The following is a 15,638-nucleotide window of genomic DNA, read 5'->3' as shown; positions in this document are numbered from 1 at the left end:
TAAAGCAAATTGTAATTTATACATCCTGATTATTCCATTAGCCAGTCCTTTATGAGGCAATATACCTTTACTTTTTTTCTGTTTTGTTTATTACTTGTTCTTACGAATACCAGTTTTGCTCAAAAAGGGGGCACTACTTATAAAACAGGTATTGGTTTGCGGGGTGGCTATTATGCTACTGGCTTATCCATTAAACATTTTATTAAAAGCGATGCAGCCGTAGAAGGCATTTTAGGAACTGGCAACCGCCGCCGAGGTTTACTATTAACTCTGCTCTACGAAAAACATGGAACTGCTTTTCAAACTCGAGGATTAAAGTGGTTTTACGGTTTAGGTGGTCATTTAGGTAATTACCGGAGTGATTATTACCACCGTGCCCGCCATTACGATTACCGCGAGGTTACCATGTTTGCGGTAGGAGTAGATGGAATTCTGGGCTTGGAGTACAAATTTTCCGAGATTCCGTTTACACTCACCCTCGACTTTAAACCATTTGTAGAAACAATTCCGGGTGGTATTTATGGCTACGGAGATGCCGGCTTAACCGTACGTTATGCTTTTTAAGAGTAGCATACGGTTACACCTCTCGGTTTAGGGCAACTGTACTTATTACCTAATAAAAATTTATTTTGAGCTAATTCCAAGCTGTTACTCATTAAAATCTAAAACTTAAACCTGTTCAAACGCAACTTAAATGGTAAAAATTGCCATAGTAGAGGATAACCAGATGTTGCGCGAAAACCTGGAACAGCGTTTAACATCCTTTCCGGGTTTTATAGTTGTTCAAGTATGTACCAATGGTTTGCAATTCCTGGAAATTATACAAACATCAACGTCTGATAATTTGCCGGAGGTGGTTTTAATTAGTATTCAAATGAACTTACCGGACAGCATCGAAACTACTTACCAGGCAAAAGTTAAATTTCCGGAAATGCAATTTATTATACTGGCAGTAAACAACGATGACGAACACATTTTCCGGGCAATACAAGCGGGTGCCAGCGGTTATTTACTAAAAGAAGAGCCTACACCGGTAATAGCCCAAGCCATTTGGGATATAAAAGATGGCGGCGCTTATATGTCGCCGAGTATTGCAAAAAAAGCTTTAGAAATATTGCGTAACCAAACGCTTACAAGTAATAAAGATGCTGTTACCCCGGCGTCCAATCTTGGAACATTATCGAAAAGAGAACTAGAAATTCTGGAATTATTAACCATAGGGCATTCGGCTCAAACTATCTCCCAAAAATTATTCATTAGTTCTCATACGGTTCAAACGCACATAAAAAGAATTTACAATAAATTAGAAGTAAAAAATAAATGGGCGGCCATTAAAATGGCGCAGGACCGTAAGTGGTTTAGTAAATAAGTGCTAATTCCTTCAGCAAACTATTTCTACTTAATTATCTAAGAATGTATTCTTAATTGCTTGTATTTAGTAAATCAAGGTTCTGTTCCTTCCGGAAAGCCAACGTGCAGGAGCGCATCTCCTTGATTTACTACGGTCATGTTATTTAGCCCTATAATATACCCGTTATAAGGGCTTTTTAGGCGAATAGCGGTATTGCCGTATGGGTCGGCTAGGCTACCATAAACCTCTCCGGATTTTACATATTGGCCTAATTTTACCCGGCACCGGAAAATACCCGAAAATTTAGCCCGTATCCATTTCGATTTTATACAAACCAATGATGGCGCAGGAGTAATTTTTTGATTAACTTCTTTCATTCCAAGCTCCTGTAAAACCTGCCCGGTGCCTTGTATCGCCTGTTTAATACCTAATTCATCTAAGCGCAACGACTCCCCCGATTCGTACACAATGATGTATTTACCCTGGTTAAAAGCTTCTTTTCGCAGCGATTTAGGTCGTAATTCTGCATTTAGTATAAAAGGTGCTCCGAAAGCCCGAGCCATTCTTTCATTTTCCGGATACTCCATTAAACAACGGATTTGCGGGTAATTGCTGATGCTGGCGCCACCCGTATGAAAATCAATGCCGTAATCAATATAAGGTAAAATTTCGCGGGTAAAACGGTCGGCTACCCGGCTGGCCAGGGAACCAGACTTAGAACCCGGAAAACTACGATTTACGTCCTTCCCATCGGGCACTTCGCGCGAAAAATTTAAGAAACCGTAAATATTTAAAATAGGAATAGCAATTACGGTACCCCGGAGTGGATGTAACATTTTCCGGCGAATCATCCGCCGGATAGTTTCAATACCATTTACCTCGTCGCCGTGCATACCCGCCATCAACAACAAAACCGGTCCATCTTCCAGAGCGCGGTAAACGTACACCCGAATATCAATATCGGTACCACTCGGCAACTTCGACACCAATAACCGGGTCTGTACATTTTCTCCGGGCAGTATAGTTTTACCGTTAATGGTAATTTTTTTTGCCATTATTCCTTGGTAACCTTAGTACTGCGTTTTAACTTCTTCTTTTCCACTAAACTTTCTGTGTATTCAATAATTTTAACGGCAATATCGGTTTTAGTGGCTTTTTCAATACCTTCTAAGCCCGGAGAGGAATTTACCTCCAGAATAAGCGGCCCTCGGGCAGATTGCAGCATATCTACTCCGGCAATATCTAAATCCAGAACTTTAGCGGCTTGTAAAGCAACATTTTTTTCGGCCCGGCTTAGTTTAATTAACTGACCGGTACCACCGCGGTGCAAATTAGAACGAAACTCGCCTTCTTTTCCCTGCCGTTTCATGGCCCCTACTACTTCGCCGTTTACCACAAAGGCCCGGATATCTGCTCCTTTAGATTCAGCAATAAATTCCTGTACAATAATGCGGGCTTTTAAATTATGAAATGCTTCAATTACCGATTCGGCGGCTTTATCGGTTTCGGCCAAAACTACACCTAAACCTTGCGTGCCTTCGAGTAATTTAATTACCAATGGTGCTCCGCCTACCTGCGCAATAAGTTGAGTAACATCTTTAGAATAATTAGTAAAAGCTGTTTTGGGCATACCTAATCCAGCCCTTGATAAAATTTGCATGCAGCGCAGTTTATCGCGCGAACGAACAATGGCTTGCGAGTTAACGGCACTTTTTACTTTCATCATTTCGAACTGACGAACGGCCGCAGTGCCGTAAAAAGTAACGGAAGCACCAATCCGCGGAATAATGGCATCTATATCGGTAAGTTTTGCTCCTTTATATATTATAGCAGGTTGCCCCGCCTCAATTACTAAATCGCATTTTAAATGATCTAATACTACTGTTTCGTGCCCCCGTTGCTGGGCTGCTTCTACTAAGCGCTTGGTAGAATAAAGCTTCGCATTCCGGGATAGAATGGCTATTTTCATGATTTCTTTTTTTCCTGTATTTTATTTTTTGGCTTTAGCCGACACATTTTTACGCGCTACATCTACAATAAAATTTTTCTGCAATACAGCCCGTCCTATTAAGATGGGGTACTTCATGTCTTTCCGATCCGAAAGTGAAAAATCTGCTTCCCATAATTTATTAAAAAGCCGGATTTGAGTGCGGATAACATAACGTTCCTGCACATCGCCGAAAGAATTTTTAATGTCGCGTAACGAAAATTGAGTAAACTCAAATATTTTATGATGATACTTAGGATGAGAGGGATCTAACAAATTAAAACGGATCACCGGCGTACCATCGGGTAAAATAGCCTCCCTAATATCTGAGCAATGAATAGCCGAGGTAAAGGCTCCCGTATCTATTTTTGCTTCTACCCCAAAAAGTTCTAAAGTTGGCAAATCTATTAACTCGCGACGGCCAATAATTCTTTTTTTCGTTTTTAAAAGCATGCTTTCTTTACTATTCCGAACATTCCATACGCGCGTTCCTGCTTATCTGTTAACAGTTTTACTCCAGCCATTTCTACGGTAAAAGTAAATAATACGTGCTATTTCGCGTTAGAAATATTTAGATCAACCAAAATAAGTCTACTTCTGATTATTGCCGTATATATTACTTCTGTGCACCCAACGATTGAAGCCTTATGAAAAATATATTTTTAATTTTTACCGTTCTTCTTTTTGCCAATGTTTTGTCATCGGCCACTTACCCCATTAGCTCATATTTGACTAATGTACCGGCCGAGCGCGGCGCAGCTACGGCAAGCGAATTAGCCAATGTGGTTTTTACTGCCGTACAAGCAAACGACTTCGAACAACTTCCCCTTTATGTACCCACCGATACTGAATTAGCCGCTGTTAAGAAGACTGCATCCGAGGATATGCAGGCAGTTTTAGAAGGATTAACTTCGGAAAGTATTACCGCTAGCCTGAAAGAATCGTTTGAAACAGTTATCCGGGAAGGTATAAGTAAAACTTTAAATTTAACCGAACTAACTTTAGCGGATGTGCGGGAAGGTACTTCCAGCGCCAAAAATAAAGCGTTAATTCCAGTTACGGCTACTCTAACTACTCGTACGAACCAATCTTTACCCCTCCGTTTTGAAGTCTTAAAAATTAATGGCCGTTATTTTTTATTCCAACGAATGATTTGGCAATCAGCTAATTAAGCAGTAGTTCGTTACCCTTTGTTTGTTGTTCAATTATTGATATTTTGGTAGTCAGTTAAATAGCGGAAAATATACTTTAACCTAATTTAGGCAAGGTACTTAAGTAGGCAAATTATTGATTACTATTTAAGGGAAGTAAATTTTTCAAAAAACTCCTGGATGACGGCGCAGATAAGTTGCAACCTCGTGCAGTAAAAAAGTGTGACCGGTTTTTAGAAGAATAAGCTGGCAATTCTGAATAGAACGGGCAAAAACCTGGAGTCGTTTGCCCGATATTACCTGATCGTACTCGCCTAAAAACAAAGTAAACTTAATCTGGCGGCTATTTAATAAGCGTACAATTTTTCGAATATCGAAAGTTAATGTCCGGAAACCGGTCCAGCTTTTATAAACCCGCAACCGTTTTTGAGTGCTATTCATTTGCCAGGCGGCAAACTTAGTTAAACCTGAATCAACTAAACGGGTACTATCTAACCAATTAATAATTTTGAAAAAACGGGCCGGACGGATAACAGTGCGTTTAAATAACCCCTGTAACCAACCAGGATAAGTGGCTACGTTGTACCAAAAACTAGTGCTAATTCCGTCCGGGGCAATTAGTAAAACCTGATCTATTTTATCCGGAAAGGCTTCTAATACAGCTAAAGCAAACTTGCCTCCCATACTAAAGGCCATTAAAGAAAAACGGCTAACCTGTTCTTCTTCTAAAAACTTAGAAATGAGTTGAGCCAGAAACTCTTTTTGCAAAGGCGTATTTCCCTTATATAATACGCTTTGGCCGTGAAAAAATAAATCGAAGGCTACTATTTTAGCGTGCGGCAACGCCTGCGACATGTTGTAAAAATGCGAATGATCTTGTCCGTACCCGTGAAAAGCCAACACCACCTGTTCGCCGGTTCCATATACCCGATAATGCAACCGCGACCTACCTATCTGAACAAACACGAGCGAGTAGAAAGTTAAAAGTTAAAAGTTATGAGTTTAGTAAAAATACCACTACTCAAAAACTATGGTCTATGTACTATCGACTGGGGACTAAATCACAATTTCGCCACTCCGCCGGAGACAATAAATTTCATTACTTCGGAGCTAGGCAAATCTAAATGAACCACATTGTCCCGGTTAACAATCCATAATTCACCGGAAAAATTATACGAGTCCGGAAAATAAACGGCCATTTTTTCTTCCTGGTTAATAGCCGTAAGGCTTTCGTGCGTAATAAAACCCATCCGGAAGGTTTCGGGTATTTCGTTCATTTTAACCAGCACGGGTTTATTAAATTTCTGGTTATCGCCTACAAAGGCATTAAATAAATCTTTAATGGAAGAATAAATAATACTAACAATAGGTACCCGGTTAAAAAGCCTTTCCGTGATTATTAAGAAGGGTCGTACCAGAAACGAGGAACTGATAAAACCTACCAGGGTAAGCAGCACTATCATTACCAGAATACCCAAACCCGGAATACCTAAGTCAAAAAACTCATCTAACCATTGGATAATTGCCAGAATGATATAAATAGTAATACTGATAGGCGCCATCACCAGGAACCCGTTCAGGAAATAACGGAAAAAACGTTTCATTGAGCAAGTATGGTAAACAGATCGGGGTAGCAGTTAAAAAGCTAGGAGCAGTTAAGCAATAGCCAAAATTTAATATCTATCCGCTTACTTAACTGGTATTAAAGCTTCAATTTTAGTAGCTACTTGCTGCATTAGCCACATAGGAGTGGAAGTTGCGCCGCAAATACCCACTGAGTTAACTCCTTCAAACCAGGCTGGTTCCAATTCATCGGCATTCTCCACGAAGTAACTATTAGGGTTAGTTGCCTGGCAAACCGCAAATAAGGCTTTACCATTCGAGCTTTTTTTCCCGCTTACAAAAATAATTACCTCGTACTCGGCGGCAAATTTAGTTAACTGGGGCTCCCGGTTAGATACCTGGCGGCAAATACTATCATTAGGGTCAAAGTTAGCCAGGCGGCCGCCCGCTTGCGCGATTTGCTGTTCAATGCTGGCTTTAATCTGGTAAAAACCTTTAGTGCTTTTAGTAGTTTGGCTAAACAAGGTAACAGGTTTAGTAAAATCTATCTTAGCTAAATCGGCTTCGGAAGTTACAATAATAGCTTCGTTCTGGGTTTGCCCGGCTATACCTATTACTTCGGCGTGGCCTTGCTGCCCGTATATAACAATTTGGCCATTTTTAGCTTTAGATATATCAAACGCGTGTTTTACCCGGTTTTGCAATTTTAGCACTACCGGGCAAGAAGCATCAATCAGCTCCAGGTTGTTCTCTAAAGCAATTTTGTAAGTTTCCGGCGGTTCGCCATGAGCCCGAATCAGAACTTTGCTGTCGCGCAACTCTTTTAATTGTTCGCGGTCAATAATGCGCAGTCCTTTTTCGTACAACCGCTTTACTTCCATACTATTATGAACAATATCACCTAAACAATACAATTCAGCGGCATTTTCCATTTCGTCTTCGGCCATTTGAATGGCGAATTCTACTCCAAAACAGTATCCGGAATTTTTATCTATGGCTATGTCCATATTGAAATTGGTAAAAGGTTAAATTGTTGAATTATTACTAAAATCAGGTTAAATAGTGTTTTTCAGCATACAAGAATTAATCCATTTTGATTCCATTCTGTAAGTAGTTAATAATGATGTTCTGGCAACATAAAATAACCCAAGCAGCTTTTAAAATTTACTAAATTTAAAATTTTGTTTTAGCCACCGCCCTATTTTATTTGATTTTTAGACTGTAAAAACTCCGGACTGCAAATTTTTTCGGCCACTTTACGCAGCACAAAATCAACTTGTTCGTCAATAGTAATATAAGATGTGTCCAGCAAGGCGGCATCGGGCGCCTGAATTAACGGGCTTTCTTTGCGGGTTGAATCAATTAAATCGCGCTTTTTTAAATTTTCTATTATAGCATCCAAAGGCACCATTTCTTCTTTTTCAAGTAATTCGCGCTGGCGGCGTTGGGCTCGGGTAATTACGTCGGCGGTCATAAATATTTTTACTTCCGCATCCGGGAAAACGGCCGTACCAATGTCCCGCCCATCCATTACTACTCCCCGGCGCTTGCCCATTTTTTGTTGCTGGTGTACCATGGCGTGGCGAACTTCTGGTATTACACTAACTTCGCTTACTTTATCGGAGATGTACATTTTTCGGATCTCATCTTCCACATTCAGGCCGTTTAAAAAAGCTTCGTTGCGTGAAGTTTTCGGATTCCGCTCAAAAGTAATATGGATATTTTCCAGGGCTTGCAAAATTCTTTTTTGATTGGTAAAATCAATGTAATTCTGGAGAAAATATAAGGTAACTGCCCGGTACATGGCACCGGTATCAATATAAGCGTATCCCATTTCTTTGGCTACCAGTTTAGCAGTAGTACTTTTCCCGCAAGAAGAATGTCCGTCAATGGCAATGACAATTTTTTTCATAAAAACCGGGTTGGTGGGCTAACAATCTTTCTTAGGGCAAGGCATGGATTTACCTGCCCGGTGGCTACGTTTAAAGGATTTCGTTTTTTTCTGTTGCGGAGTTTGTTGACGAGTACAAGCTGTTTCGGAGCCAGCCAGCAGCAACCCTACAACCGCTAAGCTTAAAATTATCTTTCTCAAAACTTCAAAATTTCGTGCGAATATAGCGTAAATTGTACTTACGATTCGTAGTATACGTAAATTAATCGGAACCAGCTAAACCATGTCTTACCGGGAATTTAAAGTCAGCGGCCAGATCGTAGACGTAATACATAAACAAATTTTTAGTGGAACTATTGCCGTAACTAACGGTAAAATCGCGCATATAACCCGCGAACCAGTAGTGAGTCAGCAATTTATTTTACCTGGCTTTATTGATGCGCATGTCCACATCGAAAGCTCCATGCTTGTTCCGAGCGAATTTGCCCGGCTGGCCGTTCCGCACGGTACGGTAGCTACCGTATCGGACCCGCACGAGATTGCCAACGTGCTGGGAATAAAAGGCGTGGAATACATGATAGAGAATGGCAAAAAAGTACCGTTTAAATTTTATTTTGGCGCTCCTTCCTGCGTACCCGCTACTCCTTTCGAAACGGCCGGTGCTGAAATATCGCCGGATGATATTGAAGATTTATTTCAGAATCCGGAAGTAAAGTATTTGGCCGAAATGATGAACTGGCCCGGCGTATTACAGCAGGACCCGCTGGTAATGCAAAAAATTACTTTAGCCCAAAAGTTTGGCAAACAAGTGGATGGTCATGCTCCCGGCTTACGCGGCGAACAGGCGCAAAAATACGCTGCAGCCGGTATTACTACCGACCACGAATGTTTTACCGCCGAGGAAGCCCGGGATAAATTAGCAGCCGGTATGAAAATTCTTATCCGGGAAGGCAGCGCAGCCAAAAATTTTGAAGCTCTGATTGAGCTATTACCGGAGTATCAGAACCAGATTATGTTTTGCTCCGACGATAAACACCCGAACGATTTAGTTGAAAGTCATATTAATGCCTTAGTTAAACGAGCACTAGCCCGCAATATAGATGTGTTTACCGTATTAAGAGCGGCTTGCGTTAATCCGGTAGTGCATTACGGTTTAGAAGTAGGTTTGCTCCGCGAACATGATCCGGCTGATTTTATTATAACTGATTCGCTAAGCCCTGATTTTTCGGTTTTAGAAACTTTTATCAACGGCGAACTGGTAGCCGAACACGGAGTAACCAAATTAGAATTTACGCCCAGCGAAATTATAAATAACTTTAATACCCAGTTAAAAGCAGCCGCTGACTTTCATTTTCCGGTTTCCGGGTCCGTACAACTAAACGTAATTGAAGCATACGACGGTCAATTAATTACAGGCAGAATAAATGCACCCGCTTTGCTCACCCCCGAAAATAATGCTATAGCCGATGTAGAAAACGATATTCTAAAAATTGCGGTAGTAAACCGGTACCGAAACGAAAAACCAGCTATTGGCTTTATCAAAAATTTTAATTTAAAAACTGGTGCAATTGCTTCGTCAGTGGCGCATGATTCGCACAATATTATTGCTGTAGGTACCGATGATGTTAGCATTTGCAAAGCTGTAAACTTACTAATTGAAGTACATGGCGGAATTGCGGCAGTAAATGGCGGTGATTTAAAATTATTACCGCTGCCGGTTGCCGGAATTATGTCGGCTGAGAATGGGTATGAGGTAGCACTGGCCTATTCGGAGATAGATGCCATGAGCAAAGAATTGGGTAGTACCCTGCATTCTCCTTTTATGACTTTGTCGTTTATGGGGCTATTGGTTATTCCGGCATTAAAATTGAGCGACCAAGGATTATTCGATGGCGAGAAGTTCACTTTTACTCCGGTTACCTTGTCCACTTAATTACTAAATTATTATTTTAAGATTATTTAAGCCGGCTAAGTAAGCGGCTTCTGATATATATTCGGCTCCCGTATGCCAAAAATTTCAGGTGCGGATGGATTTTTTGATTACTCCTCTCCTACTGATGCTAGTAGGTATACTGGTTAGTGCTTTTGGTACCATCGTTGGCTTTGGCGGTGGTGTTTTCATGGTACCTATTTTAATCATATTCTTTCAGTATCCCATTGAGATAGCTATTGGCAGTTCCATGTCGGCGATGGTACCGGCGGCTTTAATTGCCTCGTTTTTTAATTACCGCGAAAAGAATATTGATTACCTGGTAGCCTCACTTATTCAATTTCCGGCCATGGGCGGTACGGTGCTTGGGGCTTTTCTGGTAACTTTTTTACCAGTATTAGAATTGCAGTTTACCTTTGCGTTTTTTGTTATTATTGTAGGTTTCTATTTATTAGGCACTCCCAAGAATGCATCTCAAAGCTTGCGCCACACGGGCATGATGTATCGCATGAGCCACCTGCCTACTTCGTTCATTCGTAAAAATCATAACAAACACCTCGCTTATCGTTTAAACGGGAGCCTGGTAGTTTTCTTTGGCTTTTTAACAGGTACTATTGCCGGGTTATTTGGTATTGGAGGAGGCTTTCTGCAAACCCCAGCTATGATCAAAATTTTCCGGATGCCTAACAAAATAGCGACATCCACTTCCTTATTTATTTTACTAATTACTAGCATAACCGGCTTCAGCACGCATTTCTGGTTAGGTCATGTTGTCTGGGAAAAATGTCTACCGCTTATGCTGGGCTTTGCTTTGGGTGCAACGATAGGTCAGTATTCAAAGAAGTTAGAATCATCTCTGCCTCGTTTAGATTACTTAATTGGGATGGGCTTGTTTTTAGCAGGTATGACGCTTATTATAAATATTATCTTTAAAGCTGGGGTTCTTTTTAATATTTCTTTCTGATTGAATGCTACAGTTGTTAATAGCAACCTTACAATAAATTTATTAAATGTAATTAACTCTTACTTACTAGTAATTATCCTTTTACCATAAACCTTTACTATAAATTACCTCATTATTTAAGTTGATTTTGGCCATATCTAATTTAATCAACCTTTGCTGCATCCTGATTTTTACGGCTAGAAATTTAATTCTCTTAACTATAAGTAAATATTGCCGCGCTTTCCCCAAATTATAAGTCGTATTTTCCAATACCCTCATTCTACCTAATTTACCTATATCCATAATAGCGAATATATCATCTAACAACCCAGTCCTTATACAATACCATTCAGTTATTTTGCAATTACATTTTTCACTATAACAAGAAAGTTAGTAGGTATTGATTTACAAGCAATTAAATATGAAAATTGCTTTTTCTTGTAAAAGTTAATAAAGTAAGTGTTTATCTGGAGTAGGCTATCCTGAAACTGGTTAGTTAAAATTAAAGAGTAGTAAATTTAAAAATATTACTTACCCTTTTCTGCTCCGGCAATTTGTGGTGTTGGAATAGGTACTACCTGTTCTTTTTGGGCATTAGCCTGTAGTATTAGAATTACAGCGGGCAGTATGAATAAAGCAGCCAGTAACATTTGAAAGGTAACTGCTTCGTTCGCAAACAACCAACCCAATAATACAGCTACGAGCGGGTTCACGTAGGCATACGTTGCCACCCGGCTGGGCGGCGCCACCCGAATAAGCCAACTATAAGATGAAAAGCCAATTAATGAACCAAATACTACCAGGTAAGCAAAAGCCAGAATAGACTTACTGGAAAAAGCTGCAAAATTCAATTCATTGTATTCCCCTAGAAATATGCCAAATACCAACTGCAGCAAGCCACCCGTAATCATTTGAATGGCCGTTGACATAACAGGAGCTGCTACATTTTTGCCGCGCGCGGCATACAAAGAACCAAAGGCCCACGAAACTGTACTGATAATAATTACTAACATGCTCCATACATCCATTTTACCGTGCCCTAATAAGTTATCCGGACCAATTAAAGTAAGTACCCCAACCAAACCTAAAAATAACCCAAGTATAGTTTTTGTACCTGGTTTTGACTTCCCGAAGAACAGATAACCTAATAAAGTAATCCATAACGGCACAGTAGCAATAAGTAATGCTGCCATACTCGAAGGTACTGCCTGTTCGGCCCATGCTACTCCCCCATTGCCTACTAATACCAGAAAAAAACCAATTATGGCACTGGTTTTTGCTTGTTTTAAGCTCGGAGTAGGAATTTTCTGCAAACGGGCAAACGCGTACAAAATAAGCCCAGCCAGTAAAAAACGGGTACCAGACATAAACAAGGGGGGCATGGTTTCTATAGTAAACCGAATACCTAAAAAAGTAGATCCCCAGATAAGGTAAATAGCCGCAAAAGCCAGGTATATTTTAACCCGCGAAGGGGGCACAGTTGGGGTCATAATCGAAGTTTTCAAAAATAAAAGTTTACATTATTAGAACTTTCCGGCGCTAACACTACAAAGAGAGGCATTTACTACCACAAGTGCAATCTCCTAAAAAGGTTAATTTTAAACATTGGGGGGCAAACCTGAAAAATTCTTTTGGTAAGTTATACCTGAAGACAGGGATATTCTAAACTAGAGGAGGTAAGAAAAGGCTAAAGTTTCACTCTTGAAATGGAAACTTTACTTAATTAGAAAGACTTGTTGCTTTCCAGAAGCGGCATCACTCTAATCCTAAACAGAGATTTTACTTTAAAAAATAACTTCGATATACAAAACAAAGACAAAATATCGCTTAAAACTGGCAATATTTTGTCTTTGTTCAGTACTATAGTTAACGTTTATTTATAATAGCCACTAGGTACAAATGCAAAGTGGTGGCTAAACTCAATTAGTTCTTCGGTAATAGTGCGGGGCCGATACGTTGAAATAGACTCTAAACGGCTATCCGGATTTAAAAATAACGTCCTGGATTTACGATCTTGTAAAACAAAAAGCATTTCCAGATCCGGATAAATTTCTTTCATGGTATCTGCCAGCTCATTAATGCTTAAATTCTTATCTACCAAATTGTACGTTCCAGAAGGGAAATCGTGGGTAAGGATACTGGCTAAATCCTGGCTTACCTTGTGAATATGCACAAACGCTCGCTGTTGTTTGCCACTCCCTTGTACCGTAATCCGGTTAGTAAAATGCGCATCGAACATAAATTTATTAATCACCGAATCGAACCGTAAGCTACGGCTATAACCATACACATTACCGCACCGGATAATATAGGTTTGTATCCGATCTGATAAGCGAGAAATCATCTTTTCGCCGTTGTGCTTGGATAAACCATAGTAGGTACGTGGCTGCGGTTCGGTGTTTTCGTCCATCGGCACATTTGAATCGCCATAAACCGAAGCAGAACTGAGGTAAAATACCTTTTTAACGTTGCTTTGCTCCAATGCATAGCTTAATTCGGCGCTACCCCAATGGTTCACCTGTTCAAACAAATGCGGATCGTCGTTCGAAAAAGTAGTAAGTACTTTAGCGGCCAGGTGGTACACTACATCTACCCCACTAATAACCTTGCGCAGTTTGTAAGAATCCAGAATGTCGCCCATTATAAATTTCACCCGATTATCGGGTAAATGGTTACGACCAATAAATAAATTAAAATTACGCCGGCTAAGATTATCGTAAATAATTAATTCTTCTACTTCCGGGTTTTTCAGGAGCTCATGCGTCAGTTCGGTGCCAATATACCCAGCACCGCCAGTAAGGAGTATTTTCATGTTTTATTTGGTGATTAATTGCGTATGTAAACCGCATTCGGTTTTGTTCAGGCCAAACCAGCGGCCATTGCGGTCGTCGAGTAAAGCATCTACGTCTATTTTGCGGGTGCAAGGCTCGCAGCCAATGCTTACATAGCCTTCGCCTTCGAGCGGATGTTTGGGTAATTTATGCAAACGGATGTAATCGTATACCATTTTACTTGTCCAACCGAGCATTGGGTGGTAACGCAATACGCCATTAGGCGCTTTTTCTTCGCGTTTCATTTGCGCCCGTACTTTACTCTGATCGCCGCGGACGCCGCTAATCCACACATCGTTACTGGCTAAAATAGGCTCTAACGGCTGTATTTTGTTTAAGTAGCAGCAATAATCCGGGTCGGAGGTAAACAACAAACGGCCAGAAGCATCGCGTTGCTGGTATTTGGGTACCGCGGAATATAAATCGGTAATATTTAAACCTAGTAAATCTTTCACCTGTTGCCGGAAAGCCAGCGTTTCCGGAAAATGGTAACCGGTATTTAAAAAATAAACCGGTATTTCGGGAGCAACCTGGCTAATAATATGCAGGAGCGGCATACTATTCGTTTGCAACGACGAGGAAGCAAATATTTTTAAACCGCGGGCTTTATAGCCATCTAAATCCTGCCGGATATCTTCGGTTAATTGTTCAAATTCAGTCATTGTTTTTAGTCCATAGTCTATGGTCCATAGACCACAGTTTCATTAATTCTCGTTTGTTGACAGTTAAATTTTAGTATGATAGTCAATAGTTCATTGTATTTGTTTTAAGGATGATAATTGCAATATTGCTCCTTAAACTCTATGGACTATGGACTATGGTCTGTCGACTAATTAATACTTTGCCATGGTTGGGTCAATTTCATTGGCCCAGGCTAAAATGCCGCCTTTTAAATTATACAAGTTTTTAAAACCATACTTCTTCTCTAAGGCGGCAATAGCTTTTGCGCTACGGGCACCAGAGCGACAATGTACTACTACATTTTTATCGGAAGCAATTTTATCAACGGCCGTTTCTACTTCGGCCAACGGAATTAATTCGCCGTGCAAATTGGCAATTTCGTATTCGTAAGGTTCGCGCACGTCAATCAACTGGAAGTCGGTATTAGTTTCTTGCCAGGCTTGTAAATCGCTAACTGTAATTTCTTTTACTTTTAGCTTATCTTCTTCGTCTTCGGCGCCAATACCACAGAAAAATTCGTAATCAATCAGTTCCGTTATGGGAGCGTTGCTTAGGTCTTTGTGAACTTTCAATACCCGGGTTTCGAAAGTAGCCGCATCGAACAAAAATAACCGACCGGATAAAGGCTCTCCTACTCCGGTTAAGACTTTAATTACCTCGTTGGCTTGCAAAGAACCTATAATACCAGGCAAAACGCCTAGCACGCCGCCTTCGGCGCAGCTGGGTACCAAACCAGGCGGTGGCGGAGTAGGAAATAAATCGCGGTAGTTGGGTCCGGTTTTACCTTCGGCATCGGTATAGTTAAATACCGAAACCTGACCTTCGAACCGGAAAATAGAACCGTAAACATTAGGTTTCCCTAAAATAACACAGGCATCATTTACTAAATAACGGGTCGGGAAATTATCGGTACCATCAGCTACCAGGTCGTAATCTTTGATAATATCCAGCGCATTTTCGGAGGTGAGGCGCTCGTTATGCACTACAAAGTTTACGTGCGGATTTAAAGCTTCCAAGCGGGCTTTAGCAGCTTCCACTTTAGGCCGGCCTACGTCCGAAACGCTAAACAGAACCTGGCGTTGCAGGTTGCTATCATCTACAATATCAAAGTCTAGGATTCCAATAGTTCCTACGCCGGCAGCTGTTAAATATAACAACAGCGGACTTCCTAAGCCGCCGGTGCCTACTATCAACACTTTGGCGGCTTTTAAGCGGCGTTGTCCCTCAATATTAAATTCGGGGATAATTAAATGGCGGCTGTACCGCTCTAATTCTTCTTTACTGAAAGTTACCATTTTAATAGGTATAAA

The 15,638-nt window shown here is 40.6% G+C and carries 17 protein-coding genes; 5 read left to right on the top strand and 12 right to left on the bottom strand.

Going from position 1 to position 15,638, the window contains the following annotated elements; genetic code table 11:
- Positions 1-51 precede the first annotated feature (51 nt).
- A complete protein-coding gene (locus tag HUW48_RS05985; protein WP_182414815.1) occupies positions 52-564 on the top strand; it encodes a hypothetical protein in 513 nt (170 codons plus the stop codon).
- A gap of 130 nt (positions 565-694) precedes the next feature.
- Entirely contained in the window at positions 695-1,369 is a 675-nt protein-coding gene (locus tag HUW48_RS05980) for a response regulator transcription factor (protein WP_182414814.1), read from the top strand.
- Between the two features lie 74 nt (positions 1,370-1,443).
- Here HUW48_RS05980 and HUW48_RS05975 read toward each other — a convergent pair whose 3' ends face one another.
- Genes HUW48_RS05975 through HUW48_RS05965 form a run of 3 tightly spaced genes read right to left on the bottom strand, consistent with a single transcriptional unit; the run spans position 1,444 to position 3,791 of the window.
- The gene (locus HUW48_RS05975; protein WP_182414813.1) at positions 1,444-2,406 is read right to left on the bottom strand and encodes a succinylglutamate desuccinylase/aspartoacylase family protein; all 963 of its coding nucleotides are present in this window, start codon (positions 2,404-2,406) and stop codon (positions 1,444-1,446) included.
- Positions 2,406-3,320, bottom strand: a complete 915-nt coding sequence (rimK, locus tag HUW48_RS05970) for a 30S ribosomal protein S6--L-glutamate ligase (protein WP_182414812.1) — start codon at positions 3,318-3,320, stop codon at positions 2,406-2,408. The genes HUW48_RS05975 and rimK overlap by 1 nt, the downstream gene beginning before the upstream one ends.
- A 21-nt stretch (positions 3,321-3,341) precedes the next feature.
- Complete coding sequence (locus HUW48_RS05965; RefSeq protein WP_182414811.1) at positions 3,342-3,791, bottom strand: ATP-dependent zinc protease family protein; 450 nt, start codon at positions 3,789-3,791, stop codon at positions 3,342-3,344.
- 194 nt (positions 3,792-3,985) lie between these two features.
- Here HUW48_RS05965 and HUW48_RS05960 point away from each other — a divergent pair, with 194 nt between their 5' ends.
- A complete protein-coding gene (locus HUW48_RS05960) occupies positions 3,986-4,510 on the top strand; it encodes a hypothetical protein (protein WP_182414810.1) in 525 nt (174 codons plus the stop codon).
- 144 nt (positions 4,511-4,654) lie between these two features.
- On the opposite strand, the gene HUW48_RS05955 is transcribed toward HUW48_RS05960, so the two are convergent.
- From HUW48_RS05955 to HUW48_RS05935, 5 genes are all read right to left on the bottom strand, one after another.
- Positions 4,655-5,455: an alpha/beta fold hydrolase gene (locus HUW48_RS05955; protein ID WP_182414809.1), complete on the bottom strand. Its 801-nt coding sequence runs from the start codon at positions 5,453-5,455 to the stop codon at positions 4,655-4,657.
- A gap of 95 nt (positions 5,456-5,550) precedes the next feature.
- Positions 5,551-6,093, bottom strand: coding sequence for a DUF502 domain-containing protein (locus HUW48_RS05950; RefSeq protein WP_182414808.1), 543 nt, complete (start codon positions 6,091-6,093; stop codon positions 5,551-5,553).
- Positions 6,094-6,177: 84 nt separating this feature from the next.
- Positions 6,178-7,059 (bottom strand): 4-hydroxy-3-methylbut-2-enyl diphosphate reductase, encoded by an 882-nt coding sequence (locus HUW48_RS05945; protein ID WP_182414807.1) that lies wholly within the window; start codon positions 7,057-7,059, stop codon positions 6,178-6,180.
- Between the two features lie 191 nt (positions 7,060-7,250).
- The gene (cmk, locus tag HUW48_RS05940; protein WP_182414806.1) at positions 7,251-7,964 is read right to left on the bottom strand and encodes a (d)CMP kinase; all 714 of its coding nucleotides are present in this window, start codon (positions 7,962-7,964) and stop codon (positions 7,251-7,253) included.
- Positions 7,965-7,982: 18 nt separating this feature from the next.
- Complete coding sequence (locus HUW48_RS05935) at positions 7,983-8,144, bottom strand: hypothetical protein (protein ID WP_182414805.1); 162 nt, start codon at positions 8,142-8,144, stop codon at positions 7,983-7,985.
- 82 nt (positions 8,145-8,226) lie between these two features.
- Between HUW48_RS05935 and ade the strand changes: the two genes are divergently transcribed.
- Together ade and HUW48_RS05925 are read left to right on the top strand one after the other, a co-directional pair.
- A complete protein-coding gene (ade, locus tag HUW48_RS05930; RefSeq protein WP_182414804.1) occupies positions 8,227-9,876 on the top strand; it encodes an adenine deaminase in 1,650 nt (549 codons plus the stop codon).
- Between the two features lie 124 nt (positions 9,877-10,000).
- Positions 10,001-10,837: a sulfite exporter TauE/SafE family protein gene (locus tag HUW48_RS05925; protein WP_246343706.1), complete on the top strand. Its 837-nt coding sequence runs from the start codon at positions 10,001-10,003 to the stop codon at positions 10,835-10,837.
- 506 nt (positions 10,838-11,343) lie between these two features.
- On the opposite strand, the gene HUW48_RS05920 is transcribed toward HUW48_RS05925, so the two are convergent.
- The 4 genes from HUW48_RS05920 to moeB form a co-directional block, all read right to left on the bottom strand.
- A complete protein-coding gene (locus HUW48_RS05920; RefSeq protein ID WP_182414803.1) occupies positions 11,344-12,321 on the bottom strand; it encodes an EamA family transporter in 978 nt (325 codons plus the stop codon).
- A 368-nt stretch (positions 12,322-12,689) separates the two neighbouring features.
- Positions 12,690-13,628, bottom strand: coding sequence for an NAD-dependent epimerase/dehydratase family protein (locus HUW48_RS05915; protein ID WP_182414802.1), 939 nt, complete (start codon positions 13,626-13,628; stop codon positions 12,690-12,692).
- A 3-nt stretch (positions 13,629-13,631) separates the two neighbouring features.
- A complete protein-coding gene (locus HUW48_RS05910) occupies positions 13,632-14,309 on the bottom strand; it encodes a phosphoadenylyl-sulfate reductase (protein WP_182414801.1) in 678 nt (225 codons plus the stop codon).
- A gap of 171 nt (positions 14,310-14,480) precedes the next feature.
- Positions 14,481-15,623, bottom strand: coding sequence for a molybdopterin-synthase adenylyltransferase MoeB (moeB, locus tag HUW48_RS05905; RefSeq protein WP_182414800.1), 1,143 nt, complete (start codon positions 15,621-15,623; stop codon positions 14,481-14,483).
- Positions 15,624-15,638: the final 15 nt, after the last annotated feature.

The organism is Adhaeribacter radiodurans, from assembly GCF_014075995.1.
Lineage (GTDB): Bacteria > Bacteroidota > Bacteroidia > Cytophagales > Hymenobacteraceae > Adhaeribacter > Adhaeribacter radiodurans.
Note: the sequence above shows the minus strand (reverse complement) of the source record. Positions and strands in the feature narration are given on the sequence as shown.

Coding starts and splice junctions, on each gene's coding strand:
- HUW48_RS05985 (WP_182414815.1), top strand. CDS start 52: ATGAGGCAATATACCTTTACTTTTTTTCTGTTTTGTTTATTACTTGTT.
- HUW48_RS05980 (WP_182414814.1), top strand. CDS start 695: ATGGTAAAAATTGCCATAGTAGAGGATAACCAGATGTTGCGCGAAAAC.
- HUW48_RS05975 (WP_182414813.1), bottom strand. CDS start 2,406: ATGGCAAAAAAAATTACCATTAACGGTAAAACTATACTGCCCGGAGAA.
- rimK (WP_182414812.1), bottom strand. CDS start 3,320: ATGAAAATAGCCATTCTATCCCGGAATGCGAAGCTTTATTCTACCAAG.
- HUW48_RS05965 (WP_182414811.1), bottom strand. CDS start 3,791: ATGCTTTTAAAAACGAAAAAAAGAATTATTGGCCGTCGCGAGTTAATA.
- HUW48_RS05960 (WP_182414810.1), top strand. CDS start 3,986: ATGAAAAATATATTTTTAATTTTTACCGTTCTTCTTTTTGCCAATGTT.
- HUW48_RS05950 (WP_182414808.1), bottom strand. CDS start 6,093: ATGAAACGTTTTTTCCGTTATTTCCTGAACGGGTTCCTGGTGATGGCG.
- HUW48_RS05945 (WP_182414807.1), bottom strand. CDS start 7,059: ATGGACATAGCCATAGATAAAAATTCCGGATACTGTTTTGGAGTAGAA.
- cmk (WP_182414806.1), bottom strand. CDS start 7,964: ATGAAAAAAATTGTCATTGCCATTGACGGACATTCTTCTTGCGGGAAA.
- ade (WP_182414804.1), top strand. CDS start 8,227: ATGTCTTACCGGGAATTTAAAGTCAGCGGCCAGATCGTAGACGTAATA.
- HUW48_RS05925 (WP_246343706.1), top strand. CDS start 10,001: ATGCTAGTAGGTATACTGGTTAGTGCTTTTGGTACCATCGTTGGCTTT.
- HUW48_RS05915 (WP_182414802.1), bottom strand. CDS start 13,628: ATGAAAATACTCCTTACTGGCGGTGCTGGGTATATTGGCACCGAACTG.
- HUW48_RS05910 (WP_182414801.1), bottom strand. CDS start 14,309: ATGACTGAATTTGAACAATTAACCGAAGATATCCGGCAGGATTTAGAT.
- moeB (WP_182414800.1), bottom strand. CDS start 15,623: ATGGTAACTTTCAGTAAAGAAGAATTAGAGCGGTACAGCCGCCATTTA.